Genomic DNA, 15,255 nt, shown 5'->3' on the forward strand with positions numbered 1-15,255 from the left:
TACTCCGTTTGGATGATATTCAGCGTTCCGTGTTCCACGCGGGCGGGGGATTTCGTAGGGTTGGGTGGCTAAGGCTGTCGGCCCCAACGGATAGTCTTCAATCAGCTTTTCAACTCACTTCATTATCCGGTCTTCGTATCGTCCGGTCTTCCCAAAGGACTCGTGGGCATGCTCGTCACCCTCATGCGGCGCTATTCCAAGCCGTATCTGCCATACATCGCGGCTGTGGTCATCTTTCAACTGGCTTCGACCATCGCGGCGCTGTACCTCCCCAGCCTCAATGCCCAGATCATCGACGAGGGCGTTTCCCGCGGCGACACGGACTACATCTGGCGCACCGGCGGCGTCATGCTCGGCGTCTCCCTGATCCAGGTGGCCACCGCGATCGCCGGCGTCTACTTCGGTTCGAAGGCCGCGATGGCGTTCGGCCGTGACCTGCGCCGCGGCGTCTTCCGCAAGGTCAGCAGCTTCTCGGCCCGGGACGTCAACGTCTTCGGCGCGCCCACCCTGATCACGCGTGGCACCAACGATGTGCAGCAGGTCCAGATGCTCATGCTCATGGCGCTGAACTTCATGGTGGCCACGCCCATCATGTGCATCGGCGGAATCTTCATGGCCCTGCGCGAGGACCTCAACCTGTCCTGGCTCGTCTGGGTTTCTGTGCCCCTGCTCGTAGTTGTGGTGGGCTACCTTGTGGTCCGGCTCATGCCGCTCTTCCGTTCCATGCAGGAGAAGATCGACCGGCTCAACGGTGTCCTCCGTGAGCAGATCATCGGCATCCGCGTGGTCCGGGCCTTCGTGCGCGAACCCCACGAGGCCGAGCGCTTCGGCGCGGCCAACAAGGACCTCACCGACGTCTCACTGAAGATCGGTTCGCTGTTCGTGCTGATGTTCCCCGCCATCGGCATGATCCTGCACGTCTCCACGGCCGCCGTGCTGTGGTTCGGTGGCCAGCGCGTCGATGCCGGCGAAATGCAGGTCGGCTCGCTGACGGCCTTCCTCCAGTACCTCTTGCAGATCCTCATGGCCGTCATGATGGGCACCTTCATGGCCATGATGATTCCCCGCGCCTCGGTCTGCGCCGACCGGATCGGTGAAGTGCTCGACGTCGAACCGACCATCCACGAAGCGCTCACCCCGGTGGCGCCGGCCGCGAGGGCCGGCCGCGTTGAATTCCGCAACGTGACCTTCGCCTACCCGGGTGCCGAGGCGCCGGTGCTGAGCAACATCAGCTTCACGGCAGAGCCCGGACAGACGGTGGCGATCATCGGCTCCACCGGGGCCGGCAAGTCGAGCCTGCTGGCCCTGCTGCCGCGGCTCTACGACGCCGAATCGGGCGAGGTCCTGCTCGACGGCGTCCCCGTCACCCAGTTGGACCGGGCCGAGATCACGCAGCGCGTGGCCATGGTGCCGCAACGGCCGTACCTGTTCTCCGGAACCATTGAGCACAACCTGCGCTTCGGCAAGCCCGAGGCCACGGACACGGACCTGTGGGAGGCCCTGGCCGTCGCCCAGGCCGCGGACTTCGTGCGCGAAAAGAAGGGCGGCCTCGCTTCACGGATCGCCCAGGGCGGCACCAACGTCTCCGGCGGCCAGCGGCAGCGGCTGTGCATCGCCCGCGCCCTCGTCACCGAGCCCAAGGTCTTCCTCTTCGACGACTCGTTCTCGGCCCTTGACGTCGCCACCGATGCCAGGCTCCGCCGGGCGCTCAAGGCCAAGACGGCCGATGCCACGGTGATCATCGTCGGCCAGCGCGTGTCCACCATCGCCGATGTGGACCAGATCCTCGTGCTGGACAACGGCAGGATCGTGGACCGCGGAACACATGAGGAACTGTTGGAAAGCTCCAGCACCTACCAGGAAATCGTCGAATCCCAGCTGAGCGCGGAGGCAGTGGCATGAGCACCAACGAGAAAGTCTCCACCACTTCGGCCGCAGCCGACACGACCGCAGCCGACACGACCGCGGCCACAACAGCCGCCGTTGATGTGACGGACGACGACTTCATCGAGGAGGAGTACACGCCCGGCGAAGCCGACGGCGGCATGTTCGGCGCCGTGCCGGCCAAGAAAGCCCAGCACTTCTGGCCCTCGGCCAAGCGGCTCATGGGGCTGCTGAAGCCCGAGCGCACCGGCATCATCGCTGTGCTCGCCATGGTGACGGTCGCCGTCGTCCTCAACGTCATTGCCCCGAGGATCCTGGGCCAGGCGATGGACGTGATCTTCGCCGGAGTAGTAGGCAAGCAGCTCCCGGCCGGTGCCACCAAGGAGCAGTTCATCGAAGGACTGCGCGCCCAGGGCCAGGACAACTTCGCCGACATGCTGGCCAAGATGGACGTAGTGCCGGGCGCGGGCATCGATTTCCAGAAGCTCGCGTTCCTCATCAGCGTGGTGCTGGTGATGTACTTCGTCGCCAACATCTTCCTGTGGCTCCAGGGGTATGTCCTCAACGTGCTTGTCATGCGCGTGGTCCGCACCCTGCGCGATGACACCGAGAAGAAACTGAACAAGCTCCCGCTGAACTACTTCGACACCCGCCAGCGCGGCGACATCCTCTCCCGCGTTACGAACGACGTCGACAACATCCAGCAGGCGCTCCAGCAGGCCTTCGCGCAGCTCGTGAACTCGGCCCTCACGGTCATCGGGATCGTGATCATGATGTTCATCGTGTCCTGGCAGCTGGCCCTGATCGCACTCGTCGCCCTGCCGCTCTCCGGCGTGGCCGCCGGCATCATCGGCGCCCGCAGCCAGAAGCTCTTCGCCGCCCAGTGGAAGAACACCGGCGAGCTCAACGGCCAGATCGAGGAATCCTTCTCCGGCCACGACCTCGTCCGCGTGTTCGGCCGCGACGCCGACATGCTGGCCCGCTTCGACGAGCGCAACGAGGAACTCTACAAGGCCAGCTTCGGTGCCCAGTTCGTCTCCGGCATGATCATGCCGGTCATGCAGTTTGTCTCCTACCTCAGCTACGTCGGGATCGCCGTCGTCGGCGGGCTGCGCGTAGCCTCGGGCGCCATGAGCCTGGGCGACGCCACGGCGTTCATCCAGTACTCGCGCGAGTTCACCCAGCCGCTGGGCCAGATGGCCGGCATGGCCAACATGCTGCAGTCCGGCGTCGCCTCCGCCGAGCGGGTCTTCGAATTCCTCGACGCCGACGAACAGGACGCCGAGACCGCCACCGAGCACCTCCCGGCCAAGACCGATGGACACGTCGAGTTCCAGCACGTCACCTTCAGCTACACGCCGGACAGGCCGCTGATCGAGGACCTGTCCTTCACGGCCGAGCCCGGACACACAGTGGCCATCGTGGGACCGACCGGGGCGGGCAAGACCACCCTGGTCAACCTCGTGATGCGCTTCTACGAACTGAACGCCGGCAGCATCACCCTGGACGGCGTGGACATCACCCGGCTGAGCCGTTCGGAGCTGCGCGCCAAGGTGGGCATGGTGCTGCAGGACGCCTGGCTGTTCGGCGGAACCATCTACGAGAACATCCGCTACGGCAAGCTGGACGCCACCGAGGACCAGATCATGGCGGCGGCCAAGGCCACGTTCGTGGACCGCTTCGTCCGCGCGCTGCCGGACGGCTACAACACGGTCATTGACGAAGAAGGCAACAACGTCAGTGCCGGCGAAAAGCAGCTGATCACCATTGCCCGGGCCTTCGTGGCGAACCCGTCGCTGCTGATCCTGGACGAGGCCACGAGTTCCGTGGACACCCGCACCGAGGCCCTGGTCCAGAAGGCCATGGCCGCGTTGCGCACCGAGCGCACCAGCTTCGTCATCGCCCACCGGCTCTCCACCATCCGGGACGCGGACACTATCCTGGTCATGGAGGACGGGCAGATCGTCGAACAGGGCCGGCACGCCCAGCTGCTGGCCATGCAGGCCGCGTACTACCGGCTGTACATGTCCCAGTTCGCCGGCGAGGACGCGGACGACGCCTTGCTGGATTCCGCGGAGGACGCGACGGCGGTGCACAGCTGAGCGCCGCCGGGCCCGCTGCTGGGGAAGGCACAGCTGGGGAGGGCACAGCGGGGGCGGGCACCCCCGGGGAGAGTGCAGGCATGGAGCCTCGGCGCCTCGAGGTGGAGGTGCCGATGCGCTGGAGCGACATGGATGCCTATGGGCACATCAACAACGTCCAGATTGTCCGGATCCTGGAGGAAGCGCGGATCGCGGCGTTCGGCCCGCCCCAGGGTCCAGGGCTACCGGGAACCGAACCCCTGGTGTCGCTCTTCAACGAAATCCCGGAAGGGACGCTGGCGCTCGTGGTCGAGCACAAGATCAGGTACGTCAAGACGCTGGAATACCGCAACGTGCCCGCCGTCGTCCAGCTGTGGATCGGGGCGGTCAAGGGCGCCAGCTTCGACATCCACTATCTGGTCCAGGATCCCGTCACGCGGGAGGACTGCGTCCGGGCCACGAGCCATCTGGCCTTCGTCAATGAGGCAACCGGCCGGGTGCTGCGGCTGACGCCGGAACAGAAGGAGAGGCTGGCCCCGTACACCCGCGCCCACCCGGTCCCATAGCCTCTACCCCGGTGCCGGTGGGGCTCCTAGAATGAACAATCCCGACGCTTCATTCCCGACGCTTAAGGAGCAGTGGTCGCTGTGAACATGGGCAAGAACGTGCACGGGAACATGCACACGAGGCACACACGCAAGAAGAAGTGGAGCGAACTCTCGCCGATGGCACGGTTCGGAACCATTGTCACGGCCACCGTTCAGCTGACGCTGCTCATCGCTGCCCAGCGGGATCTCTCGCGGCGGCCGGCCGGGGAGATCCGGGGCAGCAAGGCACTGTGGCGGGTTGCCACCTTCGTGAACTTCATCGGCCCGGCCACGTATTTCACCGTCGGTGTGAAGCGCCGTCCCGACACGAAATCGGCCCCGCAGGCTGCCCGCGCGAGATTTACTCGACGGTAGCTTTCGGGCGGCGTTAAATGCGCGCGTTCAGTTTAAGCCTGTAAATTGAACGTATGACCCCAGCCAAGAAGCCTGCCCTGCACCGTGCCCTCGGTATCTCCAAGGAGATAGAAGACGCCGCGTGGTTTGTGCTGGGCCCGGGGTTGCTGGGCAAGGCGTCCGCCCTGGACGGCCGCACCAAAACCTGGTCGGTCCAGGCTGCCGCGGAGTTGCTGGAACGCCTCGAACGTGGCGTTCCCGACCCCAAAGCGCCGATGATGACCAACCTGCGTCAGAACCTGGAAGGTGCCACCCGCGGGGCGAAGCAACTGGCCGTGGAGCTGCTCTTCCTCCAGTCGCTGCCGCTGGCCCACGAGGTCAAGTCGCTGAAGGTCAAGCGGGCGCGCGTCGCCGAGGCGGCGTCCTGGCTGGAGCCTGCTCTGGAACTCCCGGACGAGCTCTACGCGGGAATGACGGACCACGGCGTGATCCGGGACCGCACCGCGGAATTCAACTGGACCATCTGGGACCACCTGAAATGGCTCTGCCGCTTCGTGCAGCACGTCGCACAGCGGCCGGCCCACGTCGTCCAGGCTGCGGTGAAGGATCCGCTGGCCTTCCACCGGCTGGTCGCCGGCACCCCGGATGACCAGCCGGCCATCCGCCGCAGCATTGAGTTCCTGGTCTGGCCGAGCTACTTCGAACCCGTTGTGGCCGATGTTGAACGGCAGGAGATCCGAGACGCCTTCGCTTCCCTGGTGGGCGGGGCCAAGGGGGACAGCGACGAGGACATTTCCGCCGACATCCACAGGATCCGCCTGCACCTGGACCAGCAGGCCGGGCAGCGGATCGACTGGTACTCCCGCCAGCTGGTGAGCCAGTGGCGGAAGGTCGGCGACCCCGGCCGCCGCGCCTGGCTTTTGCGCACCCACCACGACAACGCCGAGCGGCTGGGGGAGTGGCGGGACGAGGAAGCGGTGACGCTCGACGTCGAACACCTCCGCCTGCTGGACCCCGGCGTTACCGCCGGGCTGGTCCAGAACGCAGTGGACGAGGACTACAAGCACCTCGGCTACGTGGAGCGTGAGGACACCAAGACCGCCGTCTTCGCCTTCCTGACCGTGATGAAGCCGGGAGACCTCGCGCTCTTCCAGAGCTCGGGCAAGGTCCGGATCGGCGTGGTCCTGGGCGAACCGGAGCATGGCAAGGACAACCGCCAGCTCCGCCGCAAGGTTCGCTGGTTCGATGAGGAACACGACGTCACCGGACTGCCCCGCCACGTGCAGCGCCAGCTGACCACATCCGGCAACATCGTGGACATCACCCGCGTGATCCAGGCGCTCGAGACGCTCCTGCCGGCAGAGGCGGAAGCCGAGGACGGCGACGGCGCCGAGCCGGATGCCGCCGTCGAACCTGCCTATGACGGTTTCCGGCCGCTGACACCGGAGTTCGCCGCGTCCTTGCACATGGACCTGGACCCGCTGCAGGAAATCGCCGAGCTCCTCGAGGAGAACCGGCAGCTGGTGCTCTACGGTCCGCCGGGAACGGGCAAGACGTACCTTGCCAAGCACCTCGCCGCCGAGCTCGCCGGCGACACCACGGACGAGCGGGTCAAGCTGGTCCAGTTCCACCCGTCGTACGCCTATGAGGACTTCTTCGAGGGCTTCCGGCCGGACAAGACGGACGAGGGCCAGGTGTCCTTCAAGCTCGTGGCAGGTCCGCTGCGCCGGCTCGCCGAGGAAGCTGCCAAGCCCGGCAACGAGAGCAAACCGTACTTCCTGATCATCGACGAGATGAACCGGGCGAACCTGGCCAAGGTGTTCGGCGAGCTGTACTTCCTGCTCGAATACCGCGATGACCGCATCTACCTCCAGTACAGCCCCAACGAACCGTTCACCCTGCCGGACAACCTCTACATCATCGGCACCATGAACACGGCCGACCGCTCCATCGCGATGATGGACGCGGCCATCCGGCGGCGGTTCTCCTTCATCGAGCTGCACCCGAAGACGGAACCCGTGAAGGGCTCCCTGCTACGTTTCCTCCAGGCCCGCGACCTGGACACGACGCCGGCCCTGCTGCTTGACGCGTTGAACAACGCGATCGACGAATGGGACCGCGACCTCATGATCGGGCCCTCTTACTTCATGAAGAAGTCTGCGCAGACGCCCAAGGGCCTCCGCAGAATCTGGAAGTACGAGCTCATGCCGCTGCTGGAGGAGCACTATCACGGCCAGCTCAACCGTGCCCAGCTCGAGGAACGGTTCGGGCTGGAACAACTCATGGGCCGCCTGGCGAATGCCTAGGCTGGCCGGGGATGCCGTAGCGCTCGAGCGCAGATCGTCGGACCGTGGCGCCGACCGGGCCGCGCTGGACCGCAATGCATCGGACCGCGGTTCGGCCGGGCGTGGCCTATCCGGATCTGGTTTGTCCGGGCGTGGTTTGTCCGGGCGCGGTTTGTCCGGGCGTGGCGGCGCGGCGGACCCCTGCCGGCACATTGTCCTCGACGAGCTCTCCGCAGGCGTCGTGGAGCGGCTTGATCCGGATACTGCGGCCTACGTCAACGCCAGCGGCCTGGCGAAAGCCTCGCCGATGGGCATGGGACTGTACCGGATCGAACCCGTGGGCAGCGTGGGCTCGGTGCGGACCCCCACCGTGCAGCTGGAGGTGCGGCCGAAGGGACGGCTCGGGCTGAACCGGCTGCTGTTCCTCCTCGGCTACGCGGGGGACCAGGGGTTCCGSGACGATTCGGTCGCCGCGGTGGAGCATACCGACCTTTGGAGCGCCCTGGCCGAATCCCTGGCGCAGCTTGCGGACCGGGCACTGAGCCGCGGCGTGCTGCAGGGGTACCTCATGGTGGAAGAATCCCTCCGGACCGTTAAGGGCCGGATCCGGATGTCGGACCAGATTTCCCGCCGGCCGGGGATGCTGGTCCCACTGGAAGTCTCCTACGACGAGTTCACCGAGGACATCGCAGAGAACCGGATTCTGCGCGCCGCGCTGGAACGGATGTCCCAAGTGCCGCGCGTTCGGCCCGAAGTCCTTAGCCGGTTGCGCCAGCTGAAGGGAAAGCTCGACGCCGTGACGCGCCTGCAGTCCGGCGCGCCGCTGCCACAGTGGCGGCCCAGCCGGATGAACACCCGCTACCACGCGGCCCTCCGGCTCGCCGAACTGATCCTGCGGAACGCCTCGGCGGAGGCCGGCGACGGCAAGCAACAGTCGGCGTCGTTCGTAGTGGACATGGCAAAGGTGTTCGAGGACTTCGTGGGGACGGCGCTGCGCGAAGCCATGGCCGCCTACCCAGGGGAAATGCGGTTGCGCTACAACACACTGCTGAATGAGGCCGTCCGCGACTCGGACCGGATTGTGGTCCAGCCGGACGCCGTCCACTTCCTCGGCGGCCGGCCCGTGATGGTGTACGACGCCAAGTACAAGGCCGCCGCTGACACCGGCGCGTCCATCTCGGGCGACCACTACCGGATGCTCGCCTACTGCACATCCTTGCGGGTGCCGACGGCGTGGATTATTTACCCGGGTGCAGGGGAAATCAAGCTGCGCCGGATTCTCAATACCGACATCGACATTGTCGAGTTCCCGCTGGATCTGTCCCTGCCGCCGTCGGAAATCCTGGCCTCCGTGGCAGATCTTGCCCAGCAGTCCTGGGGCGAAGTGCTCCGGCAGGCCAGTATCGACAGGTCAGCCAGCTAAATCGTTCAGCCAGCTAAACCGCTCAGCCAGCTAGGCGGATGCTTGCTGGTCGGCCACTGTCCGCAGATGATCCAGGAGCGCCTTTTCCGGCTGGCCCGGGTTGTTCGCGACATGCCACCGAAGTTTCTCCCGCACGGGCGCATCTTCCGGGTTGGTGTCCGCGAGGACCTCGTCAATGATCGAGGTTGCCTGCCGGCGCAGCGGCTCCAAATCAGGGTCCGCTCCGCGGAACTGGCGGACCCGAACGGCCCGGTTTCTGGTGTGGCCGAAGCGGGGGAACTCAAGAACCGTGGGACTGGAATCGGCTGGCGTAGCAGCCATGTCGGGCTCATCGCTGGACATCAGCAAGTGGGGCATGTGCGCTCTCCCGTGTTTGCAGTACGCAGTGGTACTGACCGAATAATGCCTAAGGCCCCCGGAGTCGAATATTAGCTGAGGCAGTTCAGACTGCATCGGAAGCGGGCACTGCGACACGCGGGATTTCTGCTGGTCATCGGGCGTCCTCAGTGGGTTCGTCCGTTGGCAGGCCCCGAAGGAATGCGTCCAGCCGGAGCTCCAACGCCGATCGATCCTTCAGCTCGCACTCCCACACCGTGAGCACATCCCAGCCGTCGCGTTCGAGCTGAATCCGCTGGTCGGCGTCGCGGTTCCGGGTCCGTGTGCGCTTGGTTTCCCAGAACTCGGCATTTGCTTGGGGTGCGTGCTGTCCCACCCGGCAGTCGTGGAAATGCCAGAAGCAGCCGTTGACGAAGATGACCTTGTGGCGGCCGGCGAAGACAATATCGGGGTTGCCCGGGAGTTTGCCGCCACCCGCGGTGCCGTGCAGGCGATAGCGGTATCCCTTCGCGTGCAGCAGCCTGCGGACCAGCATTTCCGGTTTCGTGTTCTTACCCCGGATCCGGGACATGTTCCAGCTGCGCCGCTCCGGGGTCAGCCTGTCCGCCATTGTTTAAGTCTAGGCCGGTGCCAAGTGTTGGCAGCCGTCGGGCGCCGTCGGGCGTTAGATCTCCCGCTCCGGGTGTTCGCCGAACTGGAAGTGGCGTCCGCTGACCGAGGTCGGCGTAATTTCCACGTAGAAGTCCTTCAACGTCGGAACCCACGGTTTGAGTCCGAGGGCCTCGGCGTCAGCTATATCCGCCGACTGATCGAGTACCCGCGCGGTGCCGCGCAGGACCACTGACCACGCTTCCTCGGACAGGATTCCATCAGTTTCGAATAGCACTTTGGAGTTGATGGTGAGCTCGGCGAGCTTGTTGCCGGGGGCGGTGCGTAGGAACAATTTCCGGCCGCTGGCCACGTAGTTCACCGGGAAGATGTCGGGCTCTCCGGCGACAGTGACCACGAGCCTACCGTGTTTTGTACTGTCAATCAGCTTCCAGGATTGCTCGTCGTCCAGCTTGAGGATGGGATCGCCGTCTGCGTGTTCAAACATCATGGGCCTATTGTTCTGGCCTCGATGGGGAGATGGCTAGGGGCTAAAGGACTCATGGCGGGCAGACTGCCGGTCTCTATCGGGCTTCCTCCGAGACTGGGCACTGCTGTGGATAACTTTGACGTCTAAAATGTGACGTCGGTTACTCTTAAGCATTGTTTGGACTCGCGCGTCTTGATTTTCTATCGGGGGAGTAGCTGACCATGACATCTCGCACTTCGTCTTCCGGTCCCTGGCGAGCCTGTGCGGTCGCTTTGGTGTCGATCTCGCTGATGTCGGTCACAGCTTGCAACGGGGGCGGAACGCCACCGCCCGGGTCTCCACCTGCTAATTCGCAAAGTCCGTCAGCATCGTCCACTCCGAGTGCAGCTCCGACGCCCACCGCCAGCTACAAACCGGCCGACGCGACCGGCAGAGCGCAGAACGTCCCGGTTCCCGAGCTGCCGGAAGCTGCAAAGGCGGAGACGAAGGAAGGACTTGAGGCGTTTGCCCGGTACTGGTATACGACCCTCTCCTACGCATACGAGACCGGAGATATCGAACCGCTGGAATTGGTGTCGAGTCCGACATGCGTCTCTTGTGGACGGGTGAAAGAAGTTGTCCAAGGTTGGAATTCCGAGGGTAGGTGGCTGGCCGGAGGAAAAATGGTTGTGGAGGGTGTGCAAACCAAATTCATTGAGTCAAGCCCAGCTGAGTACCAAGTCCTGATTCAGGTGTATCAGGACACACTGTCCTACTATCGAGCGGACAAGACACTGGACGAAAAGACCGAGCGAGGCCCCGCGAACGGCGACATCATGGTCGCATCGTATACAGGCGGAGCTTGGAGGGCCGTTACGGTCGAGCACTTGGCCAAGAGTCGGTGAGTTCCATCGTCAGCAGACTTCCTTCATTCATTGCAATACTCGTTCTTCTTTCCGGGCCACCGGTATTCGCGAGAGTCGACTCTTCGGAATCTCCCGTGAAAGGGGGCTGGAACCAGACCGGCGTCACCGTGTCCGTGTGGCGCTACGACGCGAACACCGGCGTATGGGTGGATGCGCCGGGCGGGATAGCGGAAGACCCCAACATCTACAGATTCGAATATCTTTGCCTGATAAATAACAACAACAACTTCGACGTGCCCTGCCTGGCAGCAGCCGCTCGGTGTGATCAAGGGCGCGACGGGCGGCCCGTTCGTTGGTACACGTCACTGCGAGTTTTTGACCCGCCCATATGGTCAGCGGTTCGTCCGGACCGCTGCGTCTACCTTGAGAAACCCGTGGACGTGCTGGGCCAGATTGCCGCCCAGATTCAGACCAAATTTCAGCAACTTCCCATCAACTCGGGAAGCAGTGTTACGCAGCCGAGTCCGCACACTCTCAGAGGCGCTGAGACAAATTTCTATGCGGAAGCCGCCGAGCAGACTTTCAGCGTGGACATGTTGGGCCAAGATGTCGCCATCGTTGCCAGGCCCGTGCAGTACAGCTGGAGCTATGGCGACGGCACTTCGCTTGGGCCGCAAACGGCGGCCGGTGGACCGCTGCCGCAGGACCGCTGGGGCGAGAGGACCTTGACGAGCCACGTCTACGCCCAGACCGGCGACTTCCCGGTGGTTCTGACAACGCATTTCCAAGGCACATACTCCGTCAATGGAGGCCCACCCCTTCCCATCCCGGGCCAAGGCTCCTTCAGCTCGCCGCCGCAGACCGTCAGTGTCTGGCGGTCGATCACCAGGAATTATGCAGATACCTGCCTGCAGAACCCCCAGGGCCAGGGCTGCCCCGGCGTCGCCCCGCCTCCGCCCTAATCGCTAATCCGCAGTTCGGGGCTAGGCTCGCAGCTCGCGGTCCACCCGCGCCATCCGGGCGCTCACGAGCTGGCAACGGGGATCGTCCGGTCCGATCAGTGCCACCGCGGCAGCAGCAGTTGCGGTATCGAAGGACCCCATGTCGCTCGTGCACCACTGCAGCATCAGCCTGGCATCACCGCTGGAGCGTACGGACGCTCCCACGGCCGTGTTGAGCTCGTCGCGCATGAACCCGATCGCCAGATTGACCGAACGCGTGAGAAGCCTTGCCGGGTAGGCCGCGAATGCCTCGGCAACCCGGCCGTCCCGAAGATGGGCCGCCACAACCGAGGCGTCCGTCACGACGTTGACAGTTGACGAGAATCGGTAGGGGTTCGCCTCCAGGACATCGCCCAGCATGCTGCGTATCCGGTGCATCTCGGTCCGGATCGCCGCGCCGGTGCCCGCGTCGCCATGGATCTCGCAAGCCAGTTCATCGGCACTCCAGCCCTGGTCGCGCGAGGCCAGCAGGGCCAGGATCTCGGCACGGCGCAGTGTCAGCGGGCGACTGCTGCCGCCATCGACCGCCGCGGACGGCTCGTCCCCCAAAAGCCGCAGCATGAGCTGTGCCCGGGTGCCGCCGTCGCGCACTGTCCCCTCATGACGTCGTGTCAGCTGCCCTGAACGCCCGACGCCGCCGTCGGGAACCGGAGCCGATTTCAGGAGCTCCTCCGCAAGCCGCACTCCACAACGCACCAGCCGCAGGCTGTCCGGCGTGACCGACTCGAACGGGCCGGAGACATCGAGGACGCCAACGATTTGGCCGGTCAAAGGGTCGCGAATCGGAGAGGCCGTGCAGGCCCAGTCATGGTGGGTCCGCACGAGGTGCTCGGCCGAGAAGAGCTGCGCCGGGGCGCCGGTCACCAAGGCTTCGCTAATGGCGTTGGTGCCCACCCCTGACTCGGACCAGTCGGCACCCTCCACGAACTCCAGGGAGTCCGCAAGCCGCAGCGCCTGTTTGCTACCAACGCGCCACAGCACTTCACCTTCGTGGTCAGTCACAATGAGCAAATGGCGCCCGGTCACGGTCTCATCGGCCAGCAACTGTGACAGGGCGGGCATGACCGCAGCCAGCCGATGGCCGGCACTGAGGGATCGTGCCTCGGAGACTTCGTGCCGGTGCAGCGGACGGTGCTGGTCCGGATTGATGCCCAACGCGAGGGAACGCTGCCAGGACTTGATGAGCGACGGCGACAGGTGGGAATCCGGAGTGCCGGACATGGTGGTCTCGTGCGCCGCGCGGAGTATTCGGGCGTACTCCGCCGGCGCTGAAAACCTGAGGTCTGAGGGATGCGTGATGGAGCCGTTGCCCTGCCGCATCCTCATTCTCCCAACTCGCCCTCGAACCGTCGCACCCGGCTGGTTCCCTGCCGCCGTCGGTCACCGTGCGCGCCGGCCGACAGCTTGAGAGCTCCGTGTAACCCGATTGTAACCCCCTGCCAACTTTACTTGTGATGCGGGTCACTGCGTGGTCTAGGCGTCACGCAACGGAAGCGGCCCACTGTCAGCAACGGAAAGAGGAATCATGCCTGAGACACCAAACGGCGTCGTCGGGGCGTGGTTGGCGCAGTTCGATGAGGCACTGCGCGGCCACAACACGGACGCCGCACTTGAACTTTTCGACGACGACTCGTACTGGCGCGACTTCGTCTCCTTCACCTGGAACCTCAAGACCCTTGAGGGCAAGGAAGACATCCGGCGCATGCTCGACGCGACCCTGGATGACGTGCAGCCACGCAACTGGACCCTCGCCGAAGACGCCACCGGGGACGCCGCCAACGCCGAGGCCTGGGTGAACTTCGAGACCGCCCAGGCCCGCGGCTACGCGCATCTGCGCCTCCGGAACGGCAAATGTTGGACCCTGCTCACCACCATGCAGGAGCTCAAGGGATACGAGGAAAAGAGGGGACTCAACCGGTCGAAGGGCGTCGCCCATGAAATCACCAAGGGCCGCAAATCCTGGCTGGAACTGAAGGAAGAGCAAGAGGCGCGCCTCGGGTACGAAGACCAGCCCTACACGGTCATCATCGGCGGCGGCCAGGGCGGGATCGGGCTGGGGGCGCGGCTGCGCAGGCTCGGCGTGCCCACCATCATCATCGAGAAGAACGAGCGCCCGGGAGACTCATGGCGCAACCGCTACAAGTCCCTCCACCTGCACGATCCGGTCTGGTACGACCATCTGCCCTACATGAAGTTCCCGGACGACTGGCCGGTTTTCGCTGCCAAGGACAAGATCGGCGACTGGCTGGAAAACTACACGCGGATCATGGAGCTGAACTACTGGTCCAAGACCGAGTGCACCAACGCCCGCTTCGATGAATCCTCGGCGGAGTGGGTGGTGGAGGTGACGCGCGACGGCGCACCGGTCACCCTGCGCCCGAAGCAGCTCGTCTTCGCCCTGGGCGTTTCGGGGTACCCCAGCGTCCCCACGTTCGACGGCGCCGAGTCCTTCCTGGGGGAGCAGTACCACTCGTCCAAGCACCCGGGCGGCGGAGACTGGACCGGCAAGAAGGCCGTGGTCATCGGCTCCAACAATTCCGCCCACGATATCTGTGCCGACCTCTGGGAACACGGGGCTGACGTCACCATGGTCCAGCGGTCCTCGACCCATATTGCCCGCAGCGAATCCCTCATGGACTTGGCCCTCGGCGATCTGTACTCCGAAAAAGCGCTGGCCAACGGCGTCACCACGGAGAAAGCCGATCTGCTGTTCGCCTCGCTGCCGTACCGGATTCTGCCCGAGGCCCAGATCCCTGTTTATGCGGAGATGGCCCGGCGGGACGCGGATTTCTACTCCCAGCTCGAGGCTGCCGGCTTTGACCTGGACTTCGGCGTTGACGGCTCCGGCCTGTTCCTGAAGTACCTGAGGCGCGGTTCCGGCTACTACATCGACGTCGGTGCCTCCCAGCTGATCATCGACGGCCGCGTCAAGCTGGCCAATGGCGAGGTCAGCAAGATCACCGGCAACTCCGTCGTGATGGCCAACGGCACGGAACTGGATGCCGACGTCATCATTTACGCCACCGGCTATGGGTCGATGAACGGCTGGTTGGCTGATTTGGTCTCGCCCGAGGTGGCCGACGCCGTTGGCAAGTGCTGGGGGTTCGGATCGGGCACGCCCAAGGATCCGGGGCCGTGGGAGGGGGAACTGCGCAACATGTGGAAGCCCACAAACGTGGAGAACCTTTGGATCCACGGCGGCAACCTGCACCAGAGCCGCCACTACTCCAACTATCTGGCGCTGCAGCTCCAAGCAAGGATGGAAAAACTGCCGACGCCGGTCTTCGAGTTGCAGCCCACGCACCACACCCGCTGACCACACCCGCTGAGTGACAAGGGTCGTGACAATCCCAGGTACGGCCACCAGACTGGGGTTACGGC

At 64.7% G+C, this 15,255-nt stretch carries 13 protein-coding genes; 9 read left to right on the forward strand and 4 right to left on the reverse strand.

Annotation, left to right across the window (positions count from 1 at the left end; all coding sequences use genetic code 11):
• Positions 1 to 168: 168 nt before the first annotated feature.
• From AC1DR1_RS13550 to AC1DR1_RS13575, 6 genes are all read left to right on the forward strand, one after another.
• Entirely contained in the window at positions 169 to 1,902 is a 1,734-nt protein-coding gene (locus AC1DR1_RS13550) for an ABC transporter ATP-binding protein (protein ID WP_476992732.1), read from the forward strand.
• Between the two features lie 143 nt (positions 1,903 to 2,045).
• The gene (locus tag AC1DR1_RS13555; protein ID WP_476992739.1) at positions 2,046 to 3,986 is read left to right on the forward strand and encodes an ABC transporter ATP-binding protein; all 1,941 of its coding nucleotides are present in this window, start codon (positions 2,046 to 2,048) and stop codon (positions 3,984 to 3,986) included.
• Positions 3,987 to 4,099: 113 nt separating this feature from the next.
• Positions 4,100 to 4,531 carry an acyl-CoA thioesterase gene (locus AC1DR1_RS13560; protein WP_229994561.1) on the forward strand — a complete coding sequence of 144 codons (432 nt, stop codon included), beginning with the start codon at positions 4,100 to 4,102 and terminating at the stop codon, positions 4,529 to 4,531.
• A gap of 72 nt (positions 4,532 to 4,603) precedes the next feature.
• The gene (locus AC1DR1_RS13565) at positions 4,604 to 4,927 is read left to right on the forward strand and encodes a hypothetical protein (RefSeq protein ID WP_476992733.1); all 324 of its coding nucleotides are present in this window, start codon (positions 4,604 to 4,606) and stop codon (positions 4,925 to 4,927) included.
• Positions 4,928 to 4,980: 53 nt separating this feature from the next.
• Positions 4,981 to 7,212 carry an McrB family protein gene (locus tag AC1DR1_RS13570; protein ID WP_229994559.1) on the forward strand — a complete coding sequence of 744 codons (2,232 nt, stop codon included), beginning with the start codon at positions 4,981 to 4,983 and terminating at the stop codon, positions 7,210 to 7,212.
• Complete coding sequence (locus AC1DR1_RS13575; RefSeq protein WP_476992734.1) at positions 7,205 to 8,614, forward strand: McrC family protein; 1,410 nt, start codon at positions 7,205 to 7,207, stop codon at positions 8,612 to 8,614. Before AC1DR1_RS13570 ends, AC1DR1_RS13575 begins: the two co-directional genes overlap by 8 nt.
• Before the next feature lie 30 nt (positions 8,615 to 8,644).
• Here the strand turns inward: AC1DR1_RS13575 and AC1DR1_RS13580 are convergent, their stop codons facing one another.
• The 3 genes from AC1DR1_RS13580 to AC1DR1_RS13590 form a co-directional block, all read right to left on the reverse strand.
• On the reverse strand, positions 8,645 to 8,935 hold the full coding sequence (locus tag AC1DR1_RS13580; protein WP_476966943.1) for a hypothetical protein: 291 nt from the start codon (positions 8,933 to 8,935) through the stop codon (positions 8,645 to 8,647).
• A 169-nt stretch (positions 8,936 to 9,104) separates the two neighbouring features.
• On the reverse strand, positions 9,105 to 9,560 hold the full coding sequence (locus AC1DR1_RS13585; RefSeq protein WP_229994556.1) for a very short patch repair endonuclease: 456 nt from the start codon (positions 9,558 to 9,560) through the stop codon (positions 9,105 to 9,107).
• A 54-nt stretch (positions 9,561 to 9,614) separates the two neighbouring features.
• On the reverse strand, positions 9,615 to 10,049 hold the full coding sequence (locus AC1DR1_RS13590) for a pyridoxamine 5'-phosphate oxidase family protein (RefSeq protein ID WP_229994555.1): 435 nt from the start codon (positions 10,047 to 10,049) through the stop codon (positions 9,615 to 9,617).
• A gap of 269 nt (positions 10,050 to 10,318) precedes the next feature.
• Between AC1DR1_RS13590 and AC1DR1_RS13595 the strand changes: the two genes are divergently transcribed.
• Together AC1DR1_RS13595 and AC1DR1_RS13600 are read left to right on the forward strand one after the other, a co-directional pair.
• Positions 10,319 to 10,912, forward strand: a complete 594-nt coding sequence (locus AC1DR1_RS13595) for a DUF6318 family protein (protein ID WP_476992740.1) — start codon at positions 10,319 to 10,321, stop codon at positions 10,910 to 10,912.
• Positions 10,909 to 11,835, forward strand: coding sequence for a hypothetical protein (locus tag AC1DR1_RS13600; protein WP_476992735.1), 927 nt, complete (start codon positions 10,909 to 10,911; stop codon positions 11,833 to 11,835). The genes AC1DR1_RS13595 and AC1DR1_RS13600 overlap by 4 nt, the downstream gene beginning before the upstream one ends.
• 21 nt (positions 11,836 to 11,856) lie before the next feature.
• On the opposite strand, the gene AC1DR1_RS13605 is transcribed toward AC1DR1_RS13600, so the two are convergent.
• Complete coding sequence (locus AC1DR1_RS13605; protein ID WP_476992736.1) at positions 11,857 to 13,194, reverse strand: GAF domain-containing protein; 1,338 nt, start codon at positions 13,192 to 13,194, stop codon at positions 11,857 to 11,859.
• A gap of 205 nt (positions 13,195 to 13,399) precedes the next feature.
• On the opposite strand from AC1DR1_RS13605, the gene AC1DR1_RS13610 reads away from it, so the two are divergent.
• Positions 13,400 to 15,190, forward strand: coding sequence for an NAD(P)-binding domain-containing protein (locus AC1DR1_RS13610; RefSeq protein WP_476992737.1), 1,791 nt, complete (start codon positions 13,400 to 13,402; stop codon positions 15,188 to 15,190).
• Positions 15,191 to 15,255: the final 65 nt, after the last annotated feature.

This window comes from Arthrobacter sp. P4_F10 (assembly GCF_056401435.1).